A 15,850-nucleotide genomic window follows, 5' to 3' on the forward strand; every position below is an offset into this window, starting at 1 on the left:
ACTCCACGATCCCGGCGCCGCCATGAGCCACACTGACGGACCCACACCGAACTGGCGCGCGGCTTTGGCAGAGTTCGAGCGCCTACTGTCGCTGGAACCGGCGGCGCAGCGCGGCGAACTCGATGCGCTGCAACGCTCGCATCCCGAGCTGTATCCGCAGGTGCAGACGCTGCTGAAATCCCACCGGCAGGCCGAAGGCGGCGCCTTCATGGCGACCGAAATAGCCGATCGTTCGAGTATCGGCCTGCCCTCCGAATCCGCACTGCAGGCTGGCGAGCTGATCGGCCAGTACCGGCTCGAACGCCCGCTCGGCGAAGGCGGCATGGGCGAAGTCTGGCTGGCTCGACGCGCGGACGGTCTGTTCGAGGTGCCGGTCGCGCTGAAGCTGATGCATCTGCACCTGGCGCAGTCTTCGGCTCGCGACCGCTTCGTGCGCGAAGGCCGCATTCTCGGCCAACTGACGCACGGCAACGTCAGCCGCCTGCTCGACGCCGGTGTGCTGCCCGGCGGCCAGCTGTATCTGGCGCTGGAATACATCGCCGGCCAGCGCATCGACCGGTGGTGCGACGAGCATCGCCTCGACGTGCATGCGCGCGTGCGGCTGTTCCTGCAGGTCTGCGAAGCGGTTGCGCATGCGCACGCGCACCTGGTCGTGCACCGCGACCTCAAGCCCTCGAACATCCTGGTCACCGACGACGGCGTGGTGAAGCTGCTCGACTTCGGCATCGCCAAGCTGGTCGAGGACGAGCAGACGCAGACGCCACAATCCGATCTGACCCAGGTCGGCGGCCGCGCGCTGACGCCGGACTATGCGGCGCCGGAGCAGATCGAAGGCGCCGCGATCACCGTCGCCACCGACGTCTATACGCTGGGCCTGATCCTCTACGGCCTGCTCAGCGGCGCGCGGCCTTATCGCGACGTCGGCCGCGGCTCCGTGCGCGAACTCGAGCGCGTGATCCTCGACGTCGAACCGCGTGCGGCCAGCGCCGCGGTGACGACGCAGCACGATGCCGGCGACAGCGCCGCGCTGCGTGCGACGACACCGCGGCGCCTGCGCGAAGCGCTGCGCGGCGACCTCGACACCATCATTGGCAAGGCGCTGAAGAAGTCGCCGAAGCAGCGCTATCCCACCGTGCTGGCGCTGGCCGGCGACCTGCGCGCCTATCTCGCCGAGCAGCCGATCAGCGCACGGCCCGACAGCCTGGCCTATCGCAGCGCCAAGTTCGCCCGCCGCCACGGCCTGCACACGCGCCGCGTGCGCATCATCGCAGGCCTGGCGATCATCTTCGGTGCCGTCGCGCTGACCACGCTGTGGCATTGGCAGCAACGCGAAAAGCAGCAGGCGCTGGACCAGCAGGCGCTGCGTGCAAGAGTGGCGCTGCTCTACGACAACGGCCGCCGTGAACTGCTGGCACACAACGAGGCCCGTGCAGCGGTGTACCTCAACGAGGCCTACAAGCTCGGCGTCGATACGCCGGCGCTGCGCTACATGCTGGCGCGCGCGATGCGCGTGGTCGACGCGCAGCAGAGGAGGATCGATACGGGTGCGCCGCTGATGACCGCGCAGGCCAGCCCCGACGGGCAGCACGTTTTCGCCGTCGGCAGCGATCATTCCCTGCGCGAGTACGACAGAATCACCGGACGCCTGGTGTTCGAGACCCGGCTCGCCGCCGAGGTTGATTTCAATTTCGAGCTCAGCGCCGAGTACAGCCCGAAAGGCAGCCTGATATGGGCCACCAGCAGCCAGTCCGATGCACCGGAACGTCGGCTGCGCCTGTTCGCGGCCGACGCGGCGGCGCCTCCCGTACAGCTGCTGCCTGGCGTCAGCAACTACGGCACGACGCCGACCCCGATCGATAGCGACGACCAGACCGTGGCTTTCATCGATCACGATGGCGCCATCGTGCTCGCCGATCGCAAAGGCCAGCAAACCTCCCGTATCGCAGGAGCGTTCACCAGCGTCGGGTTTTGCCGCGACAGCGATCTGCTGCTGGCCGGAACCGCGAACGGCAGCCTTCGCATCCTCGATCGCGACGGCCGCCTGCAGCGGGAGCTGCTCGGCCTGCATGGCATCACCGTGGCGCAAAGTTCGACGCCGGGCTGTGGCATCGTCGCCGCTGGCAGCGATCAGGGAACGGTGCGGGCCTGGGACCGTCTCAGCGGCGAACTGCTGATGAGCGGCGGCCATCAACAGGCCATCGGCGATCTCAAACTGGACGACAGCGGATCGCGACTGATGTCGCTGAGCCGCGACAGCGTCGCGATCTGGGACCCGCGCAGCGGCACGCTGATCTATTCGGCGAAATTCCGCAGCCACAGCCAGGATCTGGCGCAAATGCGCCCTGACGGCCAGGTCTTGGCGCGACTGGAAAGCGGGCGCCTGTCGGTGCTCGATCCGGTCAGCGGCACGGATCTGTATTCACTGGACGGCCACATCGGCGCGCCGGCGACGTTCGCCTTCGACGCCTCGAATCGCCGCCTGCTCAGCGGCGGCGCCGACGGCGCGCTGGTGCTGTGGAATCTGCCGCAGCGACAGCTGGCGGAATTCACGCAAGGGCCGATCAGCGCCGCAGCCGCGGCACAGAACGATCCGCCCGCCACGGCGGTGAGCTTCAGCCACGACGGCCACTGGCTGTTCGCCGGTGGCGCCGATGGTGGCGGTGCGATCTGGGATGCGAAGAAGCGGAGCCGCGTCGCGGCGCTCGAAGCCAGTGGCTCACCGGTCAGCGCGGTCGCGTTCAGCCCCAATGACCGCTGGGTCGCGGTCGGCGACTGGAACCAGAGCCTGCGCATCCTCGATCGCAGCTCGGGCAAGATCCTGCGCACGCAGCACGACATGGGCGGGCGTTTCTTCCTGCTCGAATTCGCCGCGACCGGCCGCGTCATCGCCGGCGCGATGGCCGGCGGTCTGGCCAAGTTGTGGGACGCCGGCAACGGTCAGGAACTGGCGAGCTTCCAGCGTGACGAAGCCCGCGCCACGGCGCTGTCGCCGGACGGCGCCGCGTTCGCCGTCGGCCTCAATGGCGTGATCAGGCTGTGGAATATCGAACGCCGGCAAGACGTCTGGTCGACGCCGCTGCCGCCGGAAGCCGAGGCGCGCATCGGCGTCGTCGCCTTCAGCCGCGATGGTCGTCGCCTGCTGGTCACGTCGATGGCGCAGCACGCGTATCTGCTCGACGCGGCCGACGGCCGCATCCTGCAACACGCGAGCATTCCGGCATCGACCTATTTCGCCGTCGGCGGCTTCGATTCCAAGGGCGCGCAGATCGTGCTCGGCGACGGCTCCAAATCGCTGGCGCTGTGGCGTTTGCGCGATGGCCGGCTGCTGCGACTCGAAGGCCACAGCGGGCAGCTGTTCGCGGCGTCATTCAGCGCCGATGCGACACTGGTGCTGTCATCCGGTGAAGACGGTGTGGTCAACATCTGGGACGCCGACAACGGCGATCTGCTGGACAGCTTTGCCGCGCAGGCCGGCGCGGTGCAATGGAACTACGCGCGATTCAGCCCGGACTGGACGCAGATCCTGACCGGTGGCACCGACAACCGCGCGCGGCTGTGGGATGCGAGACGCGAAGGACGCAGCGCTGCTGAAATCGAAGCGCTGCTCAAATGCCGTGTGCCATGGAAAACCGTCGGCGCCTCGCTCGAGCCGGCGGTGCCGGATCCGCGCTACTGCAAGGCGCAGTAGCGCGTAAGGCGCTAGCGCCGATCCGACGGAATGCGGATCGAGAACGAGCGCTCGTCGTCGGAGTGCTTGTACTCGTTCAAGGCATAGCCGACGACCAACCCGATCAGAAACGCGGCGATCGCGATCGCCCACGGAAAATGCGGCTGCCCAGGTCCCTTTACCGATGTTGCCATGACGCTCCCCTCTCCTTGAAGAGCGCCGATCTTATCCCAGCGCCGCGCTATTTCGCCGCCGAGGACACGCGCCAGATCACATTGCCTACATCGTCCGCGACCAGCAGCGCGCCGCTGCTGTCCAGCGTCACGCCAACCGGTCGACCATAGGCGTCGCCGTCCTTGCTCAGGAAACCGGTCAACACGTCGACCGCGGCGCCCGAAGGCTGGCCGCCGGCGAAGGGCACGAAGATCACCTTGTAGCCGCTGGCCGGCTTTCGGTTCCAGGAGCCGTGCTGGCCGATGAACATGCCGTTGGCGAAGGCCGCTGGCAGGCTGTTGCCGCGCGCGGCGGCGAGACCCAGCGAGGCGGTGTGCGAGCCGAGCGCGTAGTCCGGCACCAGCGCCTTGGCCACCAGGTCCGGGTTCTGCGGCTTCACTCGTTCATCGACGTGCTGACCGTAGTAACTGTAGGGCCAGCCATAGAAGCCGCCGTCCTTGACCGAGGTGATGTAGTCCGGCACCAGGTCGTTGCCGAGTTCGTCGCGCTCGTTGACCGCGGTCCACAGCGCGCCGCTGTCCGGCTCCCAGGCCAGGCCGTTCGGGTTGCGCAGGCCGCCGGCGAAAATGCGGTGCGTGCCGGTGGCGACGTCCACTTCCCAGATTGCCGCACGTTCCTTTTCCGCATCGAAGCCATTCTCGGCGACGTTGCTGTTGGAACCGACAGTGACGTAGAGCTTGCTGCCGTCGGCACTGGCGATCAGGTTCTTGGTCCAGTGATGATTGCGCGGGCCGGCTGGCAGATCGACCAGCTTGCTGCCCTGGCCGCTGATCTGCGCCGAGCCCGGCACGTAGGCGTAACGCATCACCGCGTCGGTGTCGGCGACGAACAGCGCATCGCCGACGACGGCCATGCCGAACGGCGAATTCAGATCCTTCAGATAGACGCTGCGCTGATCGGCGACGCCGTCACCGTCGGTGTCGCGCAGCAAGCTGATGCGGTTGGCGCTGGGCACGCCGGCGCCGGCACGCTTCATCACCAGCTTCTCCACCTTGGCCTTGAGGCCCTTGCTGTCTTCGGGCTTGGGTGGCGCATTGGTTTCCGCGACGAGCACGCCGCCGTCCGGCAGCAGGTACAGCCAGCGCGGATGGTCGAGCTTGTCGGCGAAGGCGGCGACCTGCGTGCCGGCGGCCGGCACCGGCTTGGCGCCCTGCGGCCAGCCCTTGGCCGGCGCGATGTTGATCGTCGGCACCAGTGATTTCTGCGGCTCCGGCAGTGCCGGATCGGCGCCCATGCCAGCGGCCTCGCTTTGCGTGCTGGCCGAACTGCAGGCGCTGAGCGCAATGCCAGCGACGATCGCGGCGACAGTGAGCTTGGTGTGCATGTGGAACCTCGTCGATGATGGCTGCGGCGATTAGTGCAGATGCGGATGAGCCGCAGATGAAGCTTGTTTTTCTCCCTTCTCCCTCCGGGAGAAGGTGCCGCGTCAACGGCGGATGAGGGTGTTCGATCTTCGCGCGTATCTTCGAGTCCCTCACCCCTGCCCCTCTCCCGGAGGGAGAGGGGATCTCATTCCTGCTTCGGTCCGGCCGGATGCAGACCCTCCACCGCCAGCGGCTGAAAGTGCCCTGCCGGGGCGGCGTCGAGTTCCGACCAGTCGAGTTCTTCCTGCAGCAGGCGGAAGGCGTCGTCGCCGATTTCGCCATCCTTCCACAGCTGACGCAGCGTGTTGCGTGCGGCGGTGATGGCCGTCATGCGCAGGTGATCGTACTGCGATGCGCCCTGCGGCTGATCGAGGCTTTTCGCGATCTCCGCATCGGCTTCGTACTGCGTGCGCAACGCCGCGGCTTCGTCGGAGTCATCGTGCCTGAGGCTGTCGATGGCCGCGCGCAACATGCGCTGGCGGCCGTGGGAGATGTCGTGGCGCGCACCGTGATCGGCATCGAGCTTGAGCAAGCGCATCAGCGGCTTCAGGCTCAAACCCTGCAACACCAGGGTGCCGAGCACCACTGCGAACGCGCTGAGCACGATGTGATCGCGACCGGCGATGTTCTCCGGCAGCGCGAACGCGGCGGCCAGGGTCACCAGGCCGCGCATGCCGCACCAGCTGATCAGCAGGCTGGAGCGGCGGTCGCTGATCGCCGGCTCCTTGCCGCCGAAGCGCGGCCACAGCCGCGTGGCGGCGTGATGCAGCATCACCCACAGCACGCGTACCAGGATCACCGTCAGCAGCACGATGCCGGCGAGGATCAGCGCGTCGCTGCGTTCGGCGTGCGGCAGCCGCATCAGGATCGGCCGCGCCTGCAGGCCCATCAGCACGAAGGCCAGCACGTTGAGCACGTACACCACGGTTTCCCACACGGAATACGAGCTGACACGGGTGCGCGCCGGCATGCGGCCGACATCGCTCTGCGCCAGCGTCATCGCGTAGGCGACCATGGTCACGATCGCCGACAGGCCGAAGCGCTCGGCCAGCATCCACACGCCGAACGTCGAAACGAACTGCAGCACCGTCGCACTGGCCGGATCGCGCACCGAAAGCGTCACGCGCAGGTAGGCCTTGGCCAGCGTGAAACCGACCGGCACGCTGAGCAGCGCGGCGAGCATCATCAGCGGCGCGGTCTTCGAGAAGCCCGCGCCGGCGACCGCCGCCACCACGGCGAGCCGGTAGATCAGCAGCGCGATGGCGTCGTTGAGCAGGCCTTCGCCCTGCAGGATCAGCATCAGCGAACGCGGCGGCCGCAGGTGATTCAGGATCGCGGTGGCAGCGGCCGCGTCCGGCGGCGCGACGATCGCACCGAGCGCGATCGCAGCGGCGATCGGCAGGCCGCCGAACTTCCAGCCGATGTAAGCCACCGCCGCGGTGGTCAGCAAGGTCGCGGCCAGCACCAGCGAGGTCAGCGGCACGATGTTGCGGCGCAGGTCTCGTGGCGAGGTGTCGAACGCGGCGTCGAGCAGCACCGGCGCGACGAACAGCGTCAGCGCCAGATCGGGCTCGATGCTGATCGACGGCGCGCCCGGCAGAAAGCCGGCGCCGGCGCCGGCCAGCGCCAGCAGCGCCGGATACGGCAGCCCGGTATGCCGCGCCAGGCCGGCCAGCGCGACCGCGCCCAGCAGCAGCGCCAGAATCCATTCGAACAGGAGCATCGGCGGAATGTAGCAGCGCTGGCTGAAGCGCAGTCGTAGGAGCGACACAACCCCGTTGGTCCGGAGCAGCCACCCGACGCTTACTGCCATGCCTCGCCCTATGACAGTGTTACCCGGCGGCAGGTCACCACCCGTGGATCAATGAAGCTCCCGATCCCGGCTTGGCGAAGTGTTGAACCGTGATTTGTAAGCACGACAGAAGTGGGGCATATCCGTGAAGCCCCAGCGCGTAGCGATCTGCCCGACGGTCTGCTTGTGCAGTGCCGGACTGCGCAGCGCCTCGCGACAACGCTGCAGCCGCATTTCACGGATGGTCGAGTTCACGGTTTCACCGAAGTCGGCAAAGACGCTCTGCAAATAGCGCTTGGACACCCGGCAATGCGATGCCACCGCTTCCGTATCCAGCCCGGGGTCCGACAAGTGATTCTCGATATAGGCCTTAGCCTGCCGGCCGATGCGAATGTGCGCCCAGCTTGAGGACAGAACCGGTAGCGCAAGCACTTCCGGAGCTTCCATGGCCGCGTTCGTCACAGCGTCCACCAACATCCCGGCAAACCGACGACCCTCGGACACCGACAGACCACGACCTTCCACGATCGCGAGTTCACACATTAGTTGCAGCATCACACCGGCACCGGAGCGTAGGCGCATCGGCTGACCGCAGCACTCTTCAACATGAGGAATGCGTTGCCGCAGAATCGAACCAGCCACTCGCACGTGCAAAGCGGAGAAAATCTCGTGATGACTGAGGCTGGATACCGACGCCGTAAACGGCCGGGAAGTCGACAGCAACGCGAAGGACCCCGGTTCCGCGGAATAAGCTTTCTCTGCCTGGCAGAAATCGATGCGCGCGCGCCGCGGAATGGTCACGAGGTAGTCGTCGCGGCGATCCGCTTGAACATGATGAGGCTTGCGGTCGCCGCGATGAAGGCCGACGCCCTCGTAAAGAAACACATCGACGACTCCCAGTTGAACGCCCTCGTAGCCGGTCACCCAGGATTGCTCGGCCTCGGCAATGGCGTACTCGACCATGCAAAGTACCGGCGCGTAGGCAGCCGAAACCTTGATCGTGTCCGGATCGATGGCGGCTGCCGGTACGGCCTGAACGTCTCGTGGCATTTCGAGCTTCAAGGTAGTCTCCTCCGTCGCGGCCAGTGCAACCTCCGCAGAGCGTGGATTGCTTGGTTGATATTAGTTTAGTAACCCTAATCTAATTGCTGGCCCATTCCTGTCAACCGCTTTTTCGTTTTTTGACAAAACGAGGCGAAGCCGTCGACAAACCCAGGCGGCGAACGCGATCGACAATGTCGGCACCAGCCCGCCGGCCGTACCGGCTCGATCGTTTCAGACGCCATCCCATGCTCGATCGTTTTGAAAGTCAAATACTCCGTGCCTGCGTGGCGGATCTGACGAGCCGCGTGACGCCCACAATTCAGGACCCCGGAGCGGCGGCCACCCTCAGTATGGCCAGCCGTCTTCTGGCGCATGTGGCGTCACGACTGGAGTCCGCGCAGTTGACCAGTCCGGATGCGGAAGTCGCTGCGCTACAGGCGGAGGAGGCCCGGGAGGATGCGCTGCTCCGGCCGGACAACGCCGCGGACGGCATCACCGCTGAATCGCTCAGCCTCTATGTCGGCAAGTGGATCGAGGGCGCCGAGGTCTCCTCGATCGAAGCATCACTGGGCGGTTTCTCGAAGCGTACCTTGCTGCTTCGGCTGTCGGGTGCACCGCAGTTGGACAACGCCCTGGTGATTCGCTGTGACGAGGTCGGCGGCCCCGTAGAAAGTGCCTCTGCGGACGAACTCGCGATCCTGCGACTGATGCATCGACATTCCGTCCCGGTGGCCGAGCCGCTCTGGGCGGACCCCGCCTTCCCATTCGGCGGCACCGCGCTGAGCACGCGGCGCCTGGCAGGAAGCTCGGCCTACCGCGCCACCGGCCCAGCGATGGGTCCGGTGGGCCCGCAGGCTGCTCGAGAGTTGGCCAAGGTGCTGGCAAAGGTACACGCAGTACCAGTTGCCGAACTGGACCTGTCACCGGAGCTTCGTGCCGCGCGCCTGCCCGAGCATGTGAAGCGCCTGGTCAGCAGTTTCAAGCGGCAACTGGATCGTTATCGCGAGCAGCCCAGCCTCGCGCTGGATGCCGCGTTCGACTACCTGCTAACTCATGTTCCAACTGAAGCGGCACCGCCGACGATCGTGCACGGCGACGCCTCGCTACGCAATCTCATGCTCGACGGAGACAGGGTAAGTGGCCTGGTGGACTGGGAACTGTGGCACCTGGGCGATCCGAACGAAGATCTCGCGTATTGCCGCCCGGAAGTCGAGCAGGTAATGGCCTGGGAGGAGTTTCTGGCTGAATACCAAGCGGCCGGCGGCGCGCCCTGGAGCGCCGAAGCAGGCGCCTACTACGGTCTGTTCGGGGCGGTTCGCAACGCGGTATTCGGGATCACCATCATTCATGGCTTTACCCGCTCGGATCGACCCGAGACGCGCTACGCCTTCGCTGCGCTCTACTTGGCGCGCAAGCTGGTCTCGGACGTCGTGCGGCGTCTGAAAGAGCTCGGTGTAGCCACGGCAGACAGCCATGTGGAATGAAACCCTTCATCTGCCCGAGCCGCCGGTCGCCGCTCTGGCGAACGTCACAGCCGATTTCTGGGCGACGGCCGCCTACTCGTCGCTTGCGCTGTGCACCCTGATATATGGGCTTTACTACTGGTACCGGACCGGTCGCCCGATCATCCTGCTGATGCTGATCGGCGGCGCGCTGTGCTCCACCGTGGAACCCTTCGTCAACGTCGTCGGCGCAGTCTGGCATCCCACGGTGAACCAGGTGACGGCCTTCACGCTCATGGGTCGCGGCATGCCCTGGTTTATCGTCACCGGCTACACCTTCTACTTCGGCGTGCTCGGCTCGCTCAGCTACCTGGCGTTCCGCAAGGGCGTCACCACCCGCCAGTTCTGGCTCTGGGCTACGGTGCCCATGCTGGTGGACGTGGCAATGGAAGAGCTGATGCTCTATTGGGACCTTTACTACTACTACGGTAATCAGCCGCTGATTTTGATCAACAAGCTGCCGCTGTGGTGGGTGCCGTGCAACTCACTGGGCGAACTGCTTGGTGTCTGCCTGCTGGTGAAGGCCGAGCCACTGTTGCGTGGCTGGCGACAGCTGCTGATCCCGCTACTGATTCCAATGGGCGACGCTGTTGCCTACGCAGCCATCTCCCTGCCTTCCTGGATCGTGGTGAATACGCCGGTACCGGACTGGCTCAGCCAACTGGGCGGCGCGAGCACCCTCGGACTTGCGCTGCTGGTTCTGCACGGTCTGGCGAAAGTCATCCCAACAGACTCTGCCCTCGCACACGCGCTCTCGGTTGCAGACAGCGGTAAGTTCAAAGCGGATTCCAGGACTGCTGACACTCTGCAGCCGCAGCAAGCGCAGAAGGTGAAGCACGTCGAATTGAGTCTGCATTGAGGAACGATCCGTGTCGAACTCCGAGAAGCCTTTCTACATCGCGCAGAACCTTGGGTTTTCACAGATCGAGCCGCGAGACGAGTTGCTGCATCCGCAGATCAACGCCGGGATCACTGCCGATTCGGCCACGGAAACGCAGTATCTCGGCTTCAGCGTTCCGGAAGAGCGCATTCACGCACTGTGCTACCTCTGGCATCACCCGAATCTGAAAGTGGTCACCGGTGGTCTCTACGTCTGGCAGGGCATCAAGCGCTACATGCCGGCTGCCGAACTATGCGATGTGCGCACCTTCATGAGTGATCGTGCCCTGGCCAACGATCTGCACGAGTACCGCCTCGACAATGGCTACGGCGTACGCGTAGTGCAACCACTCCAAAAGCTGCACATGAGCTATCGCGACGATTTCCGTAAGAACTCGGTCGATCTCACATACGAGGCGCTGGCACCGCCAGTGATGTTCGGCGACGGCAAGCATTTCGAGCAGCCAATGCGTGTCCGCGGCGATCTTATATTGCGCGGTAATCGCTACGAGGTTGACTGCTTCAATGTGCGTGACCGGTCCTGGGGCAAGGCTCGCCCCGAGGACAACATGCCGCTGCCGCCGGTTTCCTGGATGACGGGCGTATTCGGCGATGACTTCGCCTTCAACTGCAACGTTCTTGATCAGCACGCGGAGAACGCGGAACTCAAGGGCCGTTTCGAGTTGCCGCGCGACAAGACCTTCAACGGCGGATGGGTGCGGCGTGACGGTGTGGTCTCGCGTATCACCACAGCGCGCAAGCGAGTTGAGCGTGAGACGGGAACCAAGCTACCCCGCGCCGTCGAGCTCGAGTTTACCGATGAACATAACCGCACGCTCACTATTCGCGGCTCCCTGCTGGCTGCCTGCCCGTGGCAGGTCTGGTCGAACATGATTTTCATGGTTTGCCTGATGCGCTGGGAGTGCGGAGGCCGAGTGACCAACGGTGATTGTCAGGAAGCGTACTGGAATGACTACCTCAACCACACCACGGACGGATGAGTCGTGAATATCGAACAGACACAACGATCAGCTCGCGTGGCCGTGGTGGGCGCCGGTGTCGGGGGCGCCATGGCGGCCTACCGATTGAAAGCCGCCGGGTGTATGCCGGTGGTCTTTGAGGCGGGTGAAGAAGCTGGGGGCCGTACCCGCACGCTACGACAAGGCGGGTTCATTTTTGATACCGGGGCGGTTGGTCTTCTCGGTAGCTATACCAAAACCCGTGATGTCGCTCGCGAAATCGGCATGGCGGACCAATTCCTGACGCTGAGGCCGATGGGCGCAATTCCGCGGGACGGCGTACTGCGCTATCTCGACATGAAGCATCCCATCCGCAGCTTTCTGTTCAGCGATCTGTTTTCGCTGCGTGCCAAGTTGCGGCTGGCCCGAGTGGTCCGCGATGTCGCGCGTCTTGGCCAGCATCTCAACTATGAGCAAGTGGACGCGCTGGTTCCATATGACGTCGAAACGGTCGAACAGTATTCACGTCGCGCCCTGAACGACGAGCTCTACGACTACTTGGCGGATACGCTCACGCGTGGCGCCTGGCTGGCACCAGGCGAGCAGGCCTCCGTCATCCAGTTTTTCTGGACCGCTAAAAATTTCACGCCGCACATGTACTCCCTCAAAGGCGGCATGAACTCGCTGTCGCTGAGATTGCTTGACGGTATCGAGGTGAAATTCAATTCCCCGGTGTTGTCGGTGGATGAACGTCCCGGCGGTGTCGAGCTTACTTACCAGACGGCCGACGGCGAGCGCAGCGAGCGATTCGAATCCTGCGTCATAGCCGTGCCACCGAAGCAGGCTCTGCCGATTTTCCCGCAGATGATTTCCGACCAACGAGAGTACTTCAAAGCAACGCAATACTCGCGCAGCGTCAATGTCCACTTCGGTTTGTCTAGAAGACCAACGATTCCGGCGCTGTACATCATGGTTCCCAAGCGCGAGTGCACAGACGTGACGACCATCTTTCTAGATCATCTCAAGTCGCCAGATCGGGCACCGCCCGGCAAGGGAATGGTCAGTGTTTTCCTTCGCGCCGAATGGTGCGACCAGCGCTACGACACACCAGACAAGAATGTTATCGACGAAGTCCTCGGCAAGCTGAAACCCTATCTCGGCGACCTGGGCTCCAGTGCCGAGGAGATCGTGGTGCAGCGATGGGCAAACTGCGCGCTGCTTGTGAAACCCGGAATCTTCGCCGCTATGAGCCGTCACTACCGCTCGATCAATCCCACGGCCCGGGTACAACTTGCCGGTGATTACGCTCCATTTAGTTCGGTCAACACGGCGGTGGTAAGCGGAGAAAATGCAGCAAAGCTCCTGATAGCGCGTATGCGTACCGAAGGCAACATACAGCCAGCGTTGGCCGCTTAGCTCATCGACGATTCGCCCGATCCTGATTTGGACGAGCTAGACGATCGATGCTTCGCAAACAGCGTTGGCAGCATCAATTGCACCGCGCGGAGCGTACGAATGGCTAGGGTCGAGAAAGTAGGTGCTTTGTTTGTGTTCGCTACCCGAAGCATCAACGCGCGTGCACAGGACAAGGCAATCGCGGCGGCTGGGTACTCGATAGAGCCCCACAGAGATTCACAAGCCCGATCAAGCAGAAATGACCGGCGCGGCACCGGTTGGAAATCCAAGGGCTCAGCACGTGAGACGTGACGCCTCCGAGCCCCGTCGGCGATCACGAAAGTCGTTGATAGAAAAATTGGTGGTAACGGCTAAAGACAATCCGAGTCCATCAACGATAAAACCAGAAAATGGGAGACATAACTGATGAGCGCAATGAAGAATCTGGCTGCATTTTGTATTGGGGCTAACCTTGCTGCCGCCAGCCACCCTGTATTGTCACAGGAGCCAACCATTCAGTCGGAAACAGGCTCGTCTGGCCTGGCTGCTGCGTCAAGCGACCCATCAACTGTCTCGGCCGGAATATCAGCGCCGCTAAGCGAGACTTCCGACGCAACCGGACTTGCAACGGTGCCAGTTGTCCCCCCATCGGAGCAAGGCACGGTAGACGACGCATCTACAGTGACGGGGCGGACCATCGTGAACCGTGCAGTAGAAGAAGTCATCGTCACGTCAGAGCGCCGCGAGGCCAACCTGCAGGAAGTGCCGCTGTCGGTTTCCGCCTTTTCTGGAGATGCCCTGGAAGCTCGCGGTGTGGCTGACACAAAGAGCCTGGGCAAGGTGACCCCAGGCCTGCAGTTCACGTCGCAATTAGGCTATCTGTTCCCATATATTCGCGGTATCGGCAGTGACGCCTTCGTTCCCGCGGTCGATCCGGCGGTGGTCACCTATCTGGACGGCGTATACCTGCTGTCAGGCCAGGGCATGGCGCTGGCCTTTGGCGGCATTCAGCGCGTTGAAGTGCTCAAGGGTCCGCAGGGAACATTGTTCGGCCGCAACGCGGTCGGCGGCGCCATCAGCGCCTACAGCAAGCAGCCGGGCAATCGATGGGAAGGATCGGTGTCGCAGGAAGTTTCCGATTTTCGTGGCTTTCGTTCCAAGGCTTTCGCCGCCGGCCCGGTGACCGACTGGCTCGGCGTCGCCGCCGATGTCAACGTCGGCGCCAGCGACAACGCCTACACCAACCTCTACTACAAGGTTCCGCGCAACCGCGATTATTCCGGTCGCTTCGAGGTGACGCTCCAGCCACTCGATGGCCTCGACATCAACCTCAACTACCTGGGTTCCTACTTCGTCGGCGCGGGCAGCACGATCCAAAAGAATACGCATCCGAGCCCGCTGGCGCAGGCGCTGCTGATCACGCCGCAAGAAGATAATTACACGTCCGAGCAGGATTTCCCCGCCGATGGCGGCGGCCACCAAAAGCTGATTTACGGCTCGGCGAACTATCGCGCCGAACCCTTCGACACCAAGCTCACGCTGAGCGACCAGCACGTCAAGGCCGACCGTCAATCCTTCGATTACGACGGCTCGCCCCAGCCGCTGGTGTCGGCCCAGGCCAACCAGGTGGATATGGCCAAAAGCGCGGAGCTGGCATTTACCTCCAACGGCACGAGCTGGGGCCACGAGTCGTTCAAATGGGTGGCGGGCGCATTCTATTTTGACGAGACCGGCGGCTATCAGCCGGTGACGCTGTCAGTAGCGTCCAATCTGCTTGGCGCGCTCAGCACCGGCGCGTTGGTGCCGGGACTGACGATTCCGCCAAGTCTGCAGCAGTTCATCGCGCAACTCGACAGCACCGGCGCGCTGAGCAGCGGGACCGGCGGTGTGCCGGTGCCGCTTTATGGTCTGCTGGATACCACTTCGGTATCGGGCTTCGGCCAGGGCACATGGTTCATTACGGATATCTTCAGCCTCACCCTGGGTGCGCGATACCAGAGCGAAAAGCGCAAGGTCTACGGCTCTCGCTCTACGGTGCTGCTGCCCACGGGACGCGACCAGACGCTCCTGCAGTTCAACGAACAGACCAAGACCAACAAGAATTTCTCGCCCAAGGCCACGCTGAGTGCGCAGACCGACGGCGTGCTGTATTACGCGGGCTGGAGCAAGGCTTTCAAGGGCGGTACGTTCAACACGGTCAACCTCGACACGCAGCCGAGCTACGTGGTGCCGCAGGCAGTCACCAGCTACGAAGTCGGCGTCAAGAGCGAATTCCCGTCGCTGGGCCTGCGACTGAATTCGGCATTGTTCTACACCGACATCCAGAGCCCACAGGTGCTCTACGTATCGATCCTCACCGGCGGCGCGATCGTGCTGGAGAACGCACAGAAGGCGCGCACCAAGGGCGTGGAGTTCGAAGGCACCTGGACACCGCTGATGAACATTGATCCAGGCTTGGTGCTGACCGGCAACTTCACCTATTGCGATGCGCGCTTCACCAAGTTCACCAACGGCCACGGCTACAACCCCAACACACTCTATTTGTCGGCCGGCAATCTAGACTTCAGCGGCAACCGGATTCCACGAACCGCCAAGGTGACCTCATCGATCGGCTTCGTGCAGACCATCGGAGCCGGTGATAATGGCGAGCTTGAACTGGCGATGGATGCGACTTACAACTCGGGCTTTACTGGAACGCGCAGAACACGCCGTTCGTGAAGGAAAACGCGTACACGCTGGTGGATACGCGCGCGAGCTACCTCTACCTGCCCTGGAATGTGCGCCTGACCGCCTTCATTACCAATCTCACCGACAAGAGGTATCACGAGGCGCAATTCCAGACCGATTTCGGCGGCGCGGTCACCCTCGTCTACCCGCGGCAGTACGGCCTGCGCGTGGGCTGGACGTTCTGATGGCGGAGGGCCCACGAGATTCTGCCGACGTCAACGTCGTCGGCGGAGGTCCATCGGGCCTCGCAGTCGTGTTTCGCCTAGAGTAGTTGCGTGCGGATGCTC

General features: G+C 63.8%; 11 protein-coding genes. 7 read left to right on the plus strand and 4 right to left on the minus strand.

Features of this window, described 5'->3' with window-relative positions; genetic code table 11:
• Positions 1 to 22: 22 nt before the first annotated feature.
• On the plus strand, positions 23 to 3,688 hold the full coding sequence (locus ACQZF9_RS14795) for a protein kinase domain-containing protein (protein WP_428309729.1): 3,666 nt from the start codon (positions 23 to 25) through the stop codon (positions 3,686 to 3,688).
• An 11-nt stretch (positions 3,689 to 3,699) separates the two neighbouring features.
• Here the strand turns inward: ACQZF9_RS14795 and ACQZF9_RS14800 are convergent, their stop codons facing one another.
• The 4 genes from ACQZF9_RS14800 to ACQZF9_RS14815 all read right to left on the minus strand — a co-directional run bounded on the left by ACQZF9_RS14800 (position 3,700) and on the right by ACQZF9_RS14815 (position 8,119).
• On the minus strand, positions 3,700 to 3,861 hold the full coding sequence (locus ACQZF9_RS14800) for a hypothetical protein (protein ID WP_428309730.1): 162 nt from the start codon (positions 3,859 to 3,861) through the stop codon (positions 3,700 to 3,702).
• A 47-nt stretch (positions 3,862 to 3,908) separates the two neighbouring features.
• On the minus strand, positions 3,909 to 5,225 hold the full coding sequence (locus ACQZF9_RS14805) for a PQQ-dependent sugar dehydrogenase (protein WP_428309731.1): 1,317 nt from the start codon (positions 5,223 to 5,225) through the stop codon (positions 3,909 to 3,911).
• Positions 5,226 to 5,410: 185 nt separating this feature from the next.
• A complete protein-coding gene (locus tag ACQZF9_RS14810; RefSeq protein WP_428309732.1) occupies positions 5,411 to 6,988 on the minus strand; it encodes a cation:proton antiporter in 1,578 nt (525 codons plus the stop codon).
• A gap of 138 nt (positions 6,989 to 7,126) precedes the next feature.
• Complete coding sequence (locus tag ACQZF9_RS14815; protein ID WP_428309733.1) at positions 7,127 to 8,119, minus strand: helix-turn-helix domain-containing protein; 993 nt, start codon at positions 8,117 to 8,119, stop codon at positions 7,127 to 7,129.
• Between the two features lie 227 nt (positions 8,120 to 8,346).
• On the opposite strand from ACQZF9_RS14815, the gene ACQZF9_RS14820 reads away from it, so the two are divergent.
• The 6 genes from ACQZF9_RS14820 to ACQZF9_RS14845 all read left to right on the plus strand — a co-directional run bounded on the left by ACQZF9_RS14820 (position 8,347) and on the right by ACQZF9_RS14845 (position 15,748).
• Positions 8,347 to 9,585, plus strand: coding sequence for a phosphotransferase family protein (locus ACQZF9_RS14820; protein ID WP_428309734.1), 1,239 nt, complete (start codon positions 8,347 to 8,349; stop codon positions 9,583 to 9,585).
• A complete protein-coding gene (locus tag ACQZF9_RS14825) occupies positions 9,575 to 10,462 on the plus strand; it encodes a hypothetical protein (protein WP_428309735.1) in 888 nt (295 codons plus the stop codon). Before ACQZF9_RS14820 ends, ACQZF9_RS14825 begins: the two co-directional genes overlap by 11 nt.
• Positions 10,463 to 10,472: 10 nt before the next feature.
• Entirely contained in the window at positions 10,473 to 11,483 is a 1,011-nt protein-coding gene (locus ACQZF9_RS14830) for a DUF7064 domain-containing protein (RefSeq protein WP_428309736.1), read from the plus strand.
• A gap of 3 nt (positions 11,484 to 11,486) precedes the next feature.
• Positions 11,487 to 12,857, plus strand: coding sequence for a protoporphyrinogen/coproporphyrinogen oxidase (locus ACQZF9_RS14835; protein ID WP_428309737.1), 1,371 nt, complete (start codon positions 11,487 to 11,489; stop codon positions 12,855 to 12,857).
• A 405-nt stretch (positions 12,858 to 13,262) separates the two neighbouring features.
• Complete coding sequence (locus ACQZF9_RS14840) at positions 13,263 to 15,554, plus strand: TonB-dependent receptor (RefSeq protein ID WP_428309738.1); 2,292 nt, start codon at positions 13,263 to 13,265, stop codon at positions 15,552 to 15,554.
• Positions 15,551 to 15,748, plus strand: a complete 198-nt coding sequence (locus ACQZF9_RS14845) for a hypothetical protein (RefSeq protein WP_428309739.1) — start codon at positions 15,551 to 15,553, stop codon at positions 15,746 to 15,748. Before ACQZF9_RS14840 ends, ACQZF9_RS14845 begins: the two co-directional genes overlap by 4 nt.
• Positions 15,749 to 15,850: the final 102 nt, after the last annotated feature.

It is taken from the genome of Hydrocarboniphaga sp., from assembly GCF_965279055.1.
Taxonomy (GTDB): Bacteria; Pseudomonadota; Gammaproteobacteria; order Nevskiales; family Nevskiaceae; genus Hydrocarboniphaga.

Bases quoted from the DNA above. Each gene is read 5' to 3' on its own strand.
- ACQZF9_RS14840 (WP_428309738.1), top strand. From the start codon at position 13,263: ATGAGCGCAATGAAGAATCTGGCTGCATTTTGTATTGGGGCTAACCTT.
- ACQZF9_RS14800 (WP_428309730.1), bottom strand. From the start codon at position 3,861: ATGGCAACATCGGTAAAGGGACCTGGGCAGCCGCATTTTCCGTGGGCG.
- ACQZF9_RS14795 (WP_428309729.1), top strand. From the start codon at position 23: ATGAGCCACACTGACGGACCCACACCGAACTGGCGCGCGGCTTTGGCA.
- ACQZF9_RS14820 (WP_428309734.1), top strand. From the start codon at position 8,347: ATGCTCGATCGTTTTGAAAGTCAAATACTCCGTGCCTGCGTGGCGGAT.
- ACQZF9_RS14825 (WP_428309735.1), top strand. From the start codon at position 9,575: ATGTGGAATGAAACCCTTCATCTGCCCGAGCCGCCGGTCGCCGCTCTG.
- ACQZF9_RS14805 (WP_428309731.1), bottom strand. From the start codon at position 5,225: ATGCACACCAAGCTCACTGTCGCCGCGATCGTCGCTGGCATTGCGCTC.
- ACQZF9_RS14810 (WP_428309732.1), bottom strand. From the start codon at position 6,988: ATGCTCCTGTTCGAATGGATTCTGGCGCTGCTGCTGGGCGCGGTCGCG.